The following is an 11,126-nucleotide window of genomic DNA, read 5'->3' as shown; positions in this document are numbered from 1 at the left end:
GCCAACTGGAACTTCGACCGCTGCACCGGCAACGACGGATCCAAAGTCACGTACGCGCCGCCCGCCCGCCACACCGCCAGCACCGCACGCACGAAATCGTCGCCACTCTCGACCGCCAAGCCAACCACCGACTCCGGGCCGACACCAACCGACCGCAGATAGTTCGCCAGCTGGTTGACCCGCGGGTCCGGATAGTCGATCAGCGCATCCACGCCCGACACCGCCGGCAGCTCCAGCGGCGGCGCCTCATGCCAGGAGCCTGCTGAGAGGGGCAGCTCCGAGAGGCGCACTTCTTCGGCGACCGCGGAGACGAGCTCCAGGAAGTGGGCGATCAGGCGGCGGATGGTGGACTCGTCGAACAGGCGGGTCGCGTAGTGCACCGAACCGAGCAGCCCGGCGCCGCGATCCCGCACGATGAGCCGCAGGTCGAACTTGGTCAGCCGGTGCTGCACCTCCTCGCTCGGACCCTGCTCGCCTCCGCCGGCGAAGTAGTTGAACAGCACCTGGAACAGCGGTGTCCGCGAACGGTCCCGATCGTGCACCAGCTCGTTGACCAGCTGCTCGAACGGCACATCCTGATGCGCGAACGCCTGGAGGGTCTCGGCCCGTACACGGGCCAGCAGCTCACCGAACGTCGGATCACCAGACAGATCCGCACGCAAGACCAACGTGTTGACGAAGTACCCGATCAAGCCCTCGACCTCGGCCCGGTTCCGGTTCGCGATTGGGGTGCCGACCACGATGTCGTCTTGTCCGGAGTAGCGGGACAGCAGCATCGTGTACAGGGCGAACATCGTCATAAACATCGACGCGCCCGACCGGCGCGACAACGCCCGCAACCGCTGCGCGACCTCGTCGGGGATCGCGAACTCGATCATCGCACCGTCCGACGACCGCACCGGCGGGCGCGGGCGGTCGGTGGGCAGCTCCAGCACCGGCAGATCGGCCAAGTGCTCGGTCCAATAGCCGAGCTGGTCCTCCAGGACCTCGCCCGTGAGCCACTGGCGTTGCCAGACAGCGAAGTCCGCGTACTGCACGGGCAGCGCCGGCAGATCCTCGGCGGCATACAGCGCCTCAAGCTCCCGACGCAGAACTCCCGCCGACCACTCGTCACCCACCACGTGGTGCATGGCCAGCGCGAGCAGGTGCTCGTCCTCGGCCACCCGCAGCAGGGTCGCCCGGAGCAGCGGCCCGGTGGCCAGGTCGAACGGCACCGCCGCATCGGCCGCCAGCCACGCCTCCACCGCGTCGGCGGCGACGTCGACCACGGGTAGCTCGAACGGCCCGGGCGGATCGATCACCTGCCACGGCACGCCATCGTCGTCGGCCACGAGCCGTGTCCGCAACACCTCATGCCGAGCGACCAGCCCACCCAGCGCGGCGGCCAGCGCCGCGGTATCGACGTCGCCGCGCAGCCCGATCGTCGCCGGCATGTTGTACTCCGTCGATGCCGGCTGCAACTGCGCGAGGAACCATAGCCGCTGCTGCGCGAACGACAACGGCAGCCGGTCGGTACGCCCAACACCCACGATCGGTGGCGCCGTGACCTCGCTGCTGCTCCCCTCGACCACGGCGGCGAGCTGGGCGACGGTCGGCGCGTCGAACACGGCCGCGACCGGCACCTCCACACCGAACACCGCGCGGATGCGCGACACGACCTGCGTCGCCAGCAGCGAGTGCCCGCCGAGCACGAAGAAGTTGTCATGCACCCCGACCCGGTCGACGCCGAGCAGCTCGGCCCAGATCGCGGCGAGCACCTCCTGCACAGGCGAGGCCGCTGCGGCAAACACCGTCGTCGACTCCGGCTTCGGCAACGCCGAACGATCAATCTTGCCATTCGGATTCAACGGCAGCACAGGCAGTTCCACATAGACGGACGGCACCATGTACTCCGGCAACTTCCGGCTCACGAGCTCCGTGTCGGCTGCGCCGACCACGTAGGCCACAAGCCGCTGCCCATCAACCACAACAACCGCCTCGGACGCCCCGGCCTCGCGCAGCACGGCCTCGACCTCGCCGAGCTCGATCCGGAACCCGCGCAGTTTCACCTGGCGGTCCGCACGACCAACGAATTCCAGCCGCCCGTCAGCGTTCCACCGCACCACATCACCGGAGCGATACAACCGCGACCCGTCCGCGGCGAACGGGTCCGCCACAAACCGCTCGGCCGTCAGGTCCGCCCGACCCGCATAGCCACGAGCCACACCGACCCCGCCGATGTACGCCTCGCCCGTCACCCCCACCGGCACCGGATTCAGGAAACGGTCCAGCACATGGACACGCACATTGGCCAGCGGGGCACCGATCGTCACGCCCGGACCGGCGGTGCTCATGACCGTAGCCTCAGTCGGACCGTACGTGTTGACCACCCGGAAGTCCGACGACCATCTGGCCGCCAACTGCTCGGTCAGCAATTCCGCGCCGAGCACCCAGGTATCCATCCCAGGCACATCCGCCGGGTCGAGCTGAGAAAGCAGGGACGGCACCACACTGGCCGCCACCACACCCGCCTCGTTGATCAGCTGGGTCAGAGCCCGCGGATCCGAACGCTCCTCCGCCGAGGCGATGACCAATGTGCCGCCGGCCGCGAGCACCACGGCCAGGTCGAACACGGCCGCGTCGAAGCTGAACGAGGCGAACTGCAACACGACCCGCTCCGCGCCGAGCAGTGGGCCCATCTGCTCCGCGAGGTTGACGACCCCGCGGTGCGAGACCACCACACCCTTCGGCCGGCCCGTCGAACCCGAGGTGTAGATGACGTACGCGGCCTGGTCGCCGCGGATCGTTGGTAGATCGCTGCTGGTCTGGGCATCCGGTAGCGCGTCGAGCACCAGCGCCGCACCGGAGTCGGCGATCATGAACTCGAGGCGGTCCGCCGGATATGTCGGGTCCAGCGGGAGATAGGCCGCACCCGCCCGCCACACCGCCAGCGCCGCCACCACGAACTCCACACCTCGGCCGAGGCGCAGACCGACCACCGATTCGGCACTGATGCCGGCGTCCAGGAGCCAGGCGGCCACACGACCCGACCGGTCCCACAGGTCCGCGTAGGTCAACGCCGTGTCACCGCACCGAACAGCCAGGGCATCGGACGAGGACGGGATCAGGTCCAGCACCGACGACGCCGACAGCGCCGAACCCCCCGGCGCCGACCATGCCTGCACTGCCGCCGACTCATCAGAAGTCAGGACCGGGACCTGCGAGACCCGGCAAGCCGGGTCCGACGCGACCGCCGCCAGCACCTGCCCGAAGTGTCCGATCAGCCGCTCGATCCGGGCTTCATCGAACAAGGCCGTGCTGTACTGCACGGCACCGGAGAGACCCGAAGGTCCATCGGTCAGCGCCACCGACAGGTCGACCTTCACCGCCACCGCCGACGATCTTTCGCCGACCGGCCGGTCCTCGCCACCCGCCGTCAGGTAGTTGAACAGCACCTGGAACAAAGGTGTCCGCGACCGGTCCCGCTCCACACCCAGCTCGTCGACCAACTGCTCGAACGGCACATCCTGATGCTCATACGCGCCCAAGGTCGCCGACCGCACCCGGCCCAACAACTCGCCGAACATCGGATCACCGGACAGATCCGTACGCAACACCAAAGTATTGACGAAAAACCCGATCAGGCCCTCGACCTCAGCCCGGTTCCGGTTCGCGATCGGGGTACCGACCACAATGTCGTCCTGACCGCTGTACCGCCCGAGCAGCACACTGAACGCCGCGAATACGGTCATGAACATGGACGCGCCGGAGGAGCGGGAGAGGGCGCGCAGGCCGGCGGTGACGTCCGCCGGCACCGAGAATCTGAGCATGGCGCCGGCCGAGGAGCGCTGGGCCGGGCGCGGACGGTCCGCCGGCAGTTCGAGAGTTGCCGCGCCGGCCAGGTGCTCGGACCAGTACAAAACCTGAGCGTCCAGGACCTCGCCGGTCAGCCACTGCCGCTGCCAGACGGCGAAGTCCGCGTACTGCACAGGCAGCGCCGGCAGCTCCGACCCCGCGTACAGCGCGGCCAGCTCGCGGCGCAGGATCTCGCCCGACCACTCGTCGCCGGCCACGTGGTGCATGGCGATGGCCAGCAGGTGCCGGTCCGCCGCCACCCGCAGGAGCGTCGCGCGGAACGGCGGCTCGGCGGCCAGGTCGAACGGCACCAGCGCGTCCGCCGCCAGCCACGCCGCGACCTCCTCGGCCGCGATGTCCACAGTACGCAGGTCGATCGGCGCCGGCGGATCGATCACCTGCCAGGGCACCCCGTCGGCGTCGGCGACCAGCCGGGTCCGCAGCACCTCGTGCCGCTCCGTCAGCGCGGTCAGCGCCCCCGCGAGCGCGGGCGCGTCCAGGTCCCCGCCGAGCCCGATGCGCAACGCCAGGTTGTACTCCGCCGAAGCCGGGTCGAGCTGCGCCAGGAACCACAGCCGCTGCTGCGCGAACGACAGCGGCAGCGGGCCGCCCCGGTCGGCCGGCCGGATCGGCGGCGCGGCCAAGCCCGGCGCCGCCGCCGCGATCGCCTCGGCCAGCCCGGCGACCGTCGGCGCGTCGAACAGCGCCGCCACCGGCAGCTCGACGCCGAACGCCGCCCGGACGCGGGAGACGACCCGGGTGGCGAGCAGCGAGTGCCCGCCCAGCTGGAAGAAGTTGTCGCGGACGCCGACCCGGTCGAGCTCGAGCAGTTCGGCCCAGATCCCGGCGAGCACTTCCTGGGCCGGCGTCTGCGGCGCGACGAACGCGTCCTCGAGCTCCGGCCGCGCCTGATCCGGGGCCGGCAACGCCGAACGATTGACCTTGCCGTTGGCGGTGAGCGGGATCGCGGCCAGCGCCACGAACACGGACGGGACCATGTACTCCGGCAGCCGCTCCCCCAGGAACGCCCGCAACTGAACGGCGGACGGGGCCTCCTCGGCCACCAGGTAGGCCACGAGCCGCCCGCCGACCGCGACGATCACCGCGGCGCTGACGGCCGGGTGGGCGAGCACGGCGGCCTGGATCTCGGCCGGCTCGATCCGGTGCCCGCGCACCTTCACCTGGTCGTCGGTGCGGCCGAGGAACGCGATGAGCCCGTCCGGGCGGCGCTTCACCACGTCCCCGGTCCGGTACAGCCGCCCGCCGGCCGCGAACGGATCGGCGACGAACCGCTCCGCCGTCAACTCCGGCCCGCCCCGGTAGCCGCGGGCCAGGGCTGCCCCGCCGACGTACAGCTCGCCGTGTACCCCGACCGGCACCTCGCGCAACGAGCGGTCCAGCACGTACAGCCGGACGTTGGGCAGCGGCTCGCCGATCGGCACGACGACGTCGTCGAGCACCGCCGGGCTGAGCCGGGCCGTGGCGACGCCGATGGTGGTCTCCGTGGGGCCGTAGAGGTTGGCGACGGTACGGTCGCCGGCCACCTCGACGAGCTCGCGGGCCAGGCCGATCGGGATCGCCTCGCCGCCGAGCACGAGGCCGCGGGCGGGGAGCAGCCGGGCCAGGTCGCCGCCGTCGGCCAGGCCGGCCAGGTGCGACGGCACGAGCTTGAGGTAGTCGACGTGATGCTCGGCCAGGTACCCGGCGATCGCCGCCGGGTCGGCGAAGTGCAGCCGCCCGCCGGTCGTCAGGGCGGTGAACAGCACCGTGTTGCCGCCGTCGGTGGTGGGCGGCTGCACCAGCGCGTAGGAGGCGCCACGGACGCCGAGGCCGAGCCGCTCCGGGACGGCGGTGATGTAGTTCAGCAGTGCCCGGTGCGTCACCTGGACGGCTTTCGGGCGCCCGGTCGAGCCCGATGTGAACATCACGTAGGCCAGCCGGTCCTGGGCGAGCCCCCGCACGTCGGGGGGCGTCTCGGGCAGGTTGTCGAGCTGCGGGTCGTCGAGCCGGACCACCCGCCGCCGCAGGATGGGCAGGTCTCCCAGCCGATCCGCCGTGCCGAGCAGGACCGATACCCCCGCCTCGGTGATCTGCCACGCCGACCGCTGCACCGGCCCGTCGGGGTCGAGCGTCACGTACGCCCCGCCGGCCCGCCACACCGCCAGCACCGCCGCCACGAAGTCGTCGCCGCGCTCGACCGCCAGGCCGACCACCGACTCCGGCCCGACCCCGGCCGAACGCAGATGATGGGCCAGCCGGTTGGCCCGCGCCTCGATCCGCGCGAACGGCACTGGATCCCCATCGCAGACAACGACTTCCGCGTCGATCAACGCTTCCACGCCGGTCACGTCTGGTAGCGGTACCACAGAAGCTTTGGGCCAAGACCCGGCGTGAAGCTCCACTCTGGACAGCGGTGTGCCGGGATCGGCCGTGACCGAGGTCAGCAGCTGCAGGAAGTGCTGGATGAACCGACGGATGGTGGCCTCGTCGAACAGGCGCGTCGCGTAGTGGACGGCCCCGATCAGCCCCTGGCCGTGCTCGGCGAGGACGAGGCGCAGGTCGAACTTGGCCGCGGCCCGCCGGACCTCGCCGACCGGCGCCGGCCCGTCGGCGTCGGTGAAGTAGCTGAACAGCACCTGGAACAGCGGCGTGCGCGACCGGTCACGCTCCCGTACCAGCTCGTCGACGAGCCGCTCGAACGGCACGTCCTGGTGCGCGAACGCCTGCAGCGTCTCCGTCCGCACCCGGTCCAGCAGTTCGCCGAACGTTGGATCACCGGACAGGTCGGTGCGCAGGGCGAGGGTGTTGACGAAGTACCCGATGAGGCCCTCGACCTCGGCCCGGCTCCGGCTCGCGATCGGCGTGCCGACCACGATGTCGTCCTGGCCGCTGTACCGTGCCAGCAGCACCGTGTAGACCGCGAAGGCCGTCATGAACATCGAGGCGCCGGACCGCACCGACAGCGCCCGCAGCCGCGCCGCGACGTCGTCGGGGATCGCGAACCGGATGATGGCCCCGTCCGAGGAGCGAATCGGCGGCCGCGGCCGGTCGGTCGGCAGCTCCAGCGTCGGCGCGCCGGCCAGCCGGTCAGACCAGTAGGCGACCTGACCGTCCAGCACCGCGCCGGTCAGCCGCTGCCGCTGCCAGACCGCGAAGTCCGCGTACTGCACGGGCAGCGCGGTCAGCTCCTCCCCCGCATACAGCGCCGCCAGCTCCCGGCGCAGGATCTCGGCCGACCACTCGTCGCTGACGATGTGGTGCATCGCGAGCGCCAGCACGTGGTCGTCGGCGGTGATCCGCAGCAGCGCGGCCCGGAACAGCGGCCCGGCGGCCAGGTCGAACGGCGCCGCCGCGTCGGCCGCCAGCCACGCCTCGACCTCGTCGGCCGCAATGGCCACAATGGGCAGTGGGATCGGCGCCGGCGGGTCGATGACCTGCCACGGCACGCCGTCGTCGTCGGCGACCAGCCGCGTTCGCAGCACCTCGTGTCGCGCGACGAGCCCGTCGAGCGCCGCCGCCAGCGCGTCCACGTCAAGCGGCCCGCCCAGCCCGATGGTTATCGGCGTGTGGTATTCCACCGACTCCGGCTCCAGCTGGGCCAGGAACCACAGCCGCTGCTGCCCGAACGACAACGGCAACCGCTGCCTCCGGTCGACGGGCACAACCGCCGGCACGGCAACGCCCGGCGCCACCGCCTCGGCCACGGCCGCCAGCCCAGCCACGGTCGGCGCGTCGAACACGGCCGCAACAGGGATCTCAACCCCGAGCGCCGCCCGGATCCGCGATACCACCCGGGTCGCCAGCAGCGAGTGGCCGCCGAGGACGAAGAAGTTGTCCTCGACCCCGACCCGCTCCGCGCCGAGCACATCGGCCCAAATGGCAGCTATCGCCTCTTCCACGGGTGTCCGCGGGGCCACGAACTCCGCCCCGGCCACCACGTCGACCGCCGGCAGCGCCCGCCGGTCGACCTTGCCATTGGCGTTCAACGGCAACGCGGTCAACTCCACGAACACACCCGGCACCATGTACTGCGGCAACCGCTCCCGCACCAACCCCACATCCACCACACCGACCACATAGGCGATCAACCGCGACCCGGCATCCACCGTCACCACCGCCGCCGACGCCCCCGCCTCCCGCAGGACCGCCTCGACCTCACCGAGCTCGATCCGGAACCCACGCACCTTCACCTGAAAATCAGCCCGCCCAACAAACTCAGGCCGACCGTCAACCGACCAACGCACCAAGTCCCCGGTCCGATACAACCGCGACCCAGCCGGACCAGCCACGAACCGCTCCGCCGTCAGCTCCGGACGCCCCAAATACCCGCGGGCAACACCGGCACCACCGATGAACAACTCACCGACGGCGCCGGTGGGCACCTGATGCAGCGACCGATCGAGCACATACCAGCACGTCCCGGCGATCGGCGAACCCAACGTGATCCGCTCGCCGGCAGTCACCTCATCGACCGCCGACCAAATCGTCGTCTCCGTCGGCCCATACATGTTCCACACCGAACCGGCCCGCTCAACCAACGCCCCGGCCAACGACTCCGGCAGCGCCTCACCACCACACAGCACCCGCAACCGGCCGGAACCGGTCCAACCGTCCTCGACCAGCATCTGCCACGTCGCCGGCGTCGCCTGCACCACCGACACCGACTCCAACAAACCCGCCAACAACCGCGGCGAACGCGTCGCCACCTCATCCGCGATCACCACCCGCCCACCAACCACAAGCGGCAGCCACAACTCCAGCCCCGCAATGTCAAACCCGAACGTCGTCACCGCCAAGACCACATCCTCGGCCGACAACCCCGGACGTTCGGCCATCGCCGCCAGGAACGACACCAGGTTGCCGTGGGAGACCACGACACCCTTCGGCCGGCCGGTCGAGCCCGACGTGTACATCACGTACGCCGCCTGGCCCGGGCGGATGGCGGCCGGCACACACGGCGCCTCCAACAACGGCACGGCACCGCTATCCGCCAAAATGTAGGCCAGCCGCTCCTCCGGCAACTCCGGATCCAACGGCAGATACGCCCCACCAGCCCGCCACACCCCCAACGCCGCAACCACAAACTCCACACCACGACCCAGGCGCAAAGCCACCACCGACTCCGGATCGAGCCGACCAGCCAGCGCACCCGAACGACGCCACAAATCCGCATAGGACAGCGACACATCACCAGCAACCACCGCGACCGCATCCGGCGTTTCAGCCACCCGCGCCGCGATCAAATCCACCACCGAACCCGACCAAGGCGCGGCCAGCCCGCCATCACCCCACGCCGACGTCTCCAACGACACCTGCGACACACGACATCCCGCGTCCGCCGCCACCGCGGCCAGCACTCCCTGGAAGTGGGCGATCAGGCGCGAGATCGTCCCGTGGTCGTACAGCGCCGTGCTGTACTGCAGCGAACACTCGATACTCGGACCCGCCTCGGCGACCGTCATGGACAGGTCGAACCGGACCGGCACCGAGCGCGGGCCGTCCGGCTCGGCCGGTCCGGGCTCGCCGCCGCCGGTCACGTAGGTGAACAGCACCTGGAACAGTGGCGTCCGCGACCGGTCCCGCTCCACGCCGAGCTCGTCGACCAGCTGCTCGAACGGCAGGTCCTGATGCGCATACGCGCCGAGCGTCGCGGACCGCACCCGCCCCAGCAGTTCGCCGAACGTCGGATCACCCGACAGGTCGGTGCGCAGAACAAGCGTGTTGACGAAGATCCCGATCAGCCCTTCGATCTCCGCCCGGTTGCGGTTGGCGACGGGGGTACCCACGATGATGTCGTCCTGGCCGCTGTACCGCCCGAGCAGCACATTGAACGCCGCAAGCACCGTCATGAACATCGAGGCACCGGCTCCGCGCGCCACCGCCCGCAGTCCCTCGGCGACCTCGGCCGGGACCACGAACGGCAGGACCGCGCCCGCCGAGGACCGCTGCGCGGGCCGCACCCGGTCGGTCGGCAGCTCCAGCGTCGGCGCGCCGGCCAGCCGGTCGGACCAGTAGGCCACCTGACCGTCCAGCACCGCGCCGGTCAGCCACTGCCGCTGCCAGACCGCGAAGTCCGCGTACTGCACGGGCAGCGCCGGCAGTTCCCCATCGCCGGCGTAGAACGCCTCGAGCTCCCGGCGCAGGATCCCGGTCGACCACTCGTCGCTGACCGCGTGGTGCTTGGCGATCGCAAGCACGTGCTCGTCCGCGGCCACCCGCAGCAGCGTGGCCCGGAACAGCGGCCCGGCCGCCAGATCGAACGGCACCCGCCGATCGGCATCGAGCCACTCCCGGGCCGCCGCGAGCGGGTCGTCGCCGCCGCTGAGGTCGACGACGGGCAGGACAAACGGCGTCGGCGGGTCGACAACCTGCCACGGCACCCCATCGTCATCGCCGACGAGCCGCGTCCTTAGTACCTCATGCCGCGCCACGAGCGCCCCCAGCGCCCCGGCGAGCCGCTCGGCATCGACCTCGCCCGCGAGCGTGATGGCCAACGGCGTGTTGTACTCGCTCGACTCCGGCTCCAGCTGCGCCAGGAACCACAACCGCTGCTGCGCGAACGACAACGGCAGCTTTCGGCCCCGGTCGACGGCCACAATGGACGGCGCCGCCGCCCCGGGCGCGGCATCCCCGATCACCCCGGCCAGCAGCGCGACGGAAGGCGCGTCGAACAGTGCCGCCACGGGCAGCTCGACCCCGAACGCCGCCCGGATCCGCGAGACCACCTGCGTGGCGAGCAGCGAGTGTCCGCCCAGCTCGAAGAAGTTGTCGAGGATCCCGACCCGGTCGACGCCGAGGACGTCGCCCCAGATCCCAGCGAGAACCTCCTGCGCGGGCGTCTGCGGCGCGACGAACGCGTCCTCCAGCTCCGGCCGCGACTGATCCGGCGCCGGCAACGCCGAACGATCGACCTTGCCATTGCCCGTCAGCGGGATCGCGGCCAGTTCGACAAACACCGCCGGGATCATGAACTCCGGCAGCCGCTCCCCCAGAAAACCCCGCAACTGCGTGACCGACGGCACCCCGCCCTCGGCCACCACATAGGCAATGAGCCGCTCACCGTCGGCGACGATCACCGCGCCGCTGATGGCCGGATGACTGAGCAGGGCAGCCTGGATCTCGGCCGGCTCGATCCGATACCCACGAACCTTGACCTGATCATCCGCCCGGCCAAGGAACGAGATCAACCCGTCCGGACGGCGCTTCACCACGTCACCGGTCCGATACAACCGTCCACCCGGCGTGAACGGATCAGCCACGAACCGTTCGGCGGTCAACTCCGGCCGCCCCCG

At 70.8% G+C, this 11,126-nt stretch carries 1 protein-coding gene; it reads right to left on the bottom strand.

The genetic code is table 11. The annotated features are described in order from the left end of the window. On the bottom strand, window positions 1-11,093 hold an 11,093-nt coding region (locus ACIA8L_RS56050), incomplete at its 3' end, for an amino acid adenylation domain-containing protein (RefSeq protein ID WP_395918450.1). Window positions 11,094-11,126 lie beyond the last annotated feature (33 nt).

The sequence above is a fragment of the Dactylosporangium sp. NPDC051541 genome, assembly GCF_044454505.1.
GTDB lineage: Bacteria > Actinomycetota > Actinomycetes > Mycobacteriales > Micromonosporaceae > Dactylosporangium.
The sequence above is the reverse complement of the archived record's forward strand: the minus strand, read 5'-3'. Positions and strand labels throughout refer to the sequence as shown.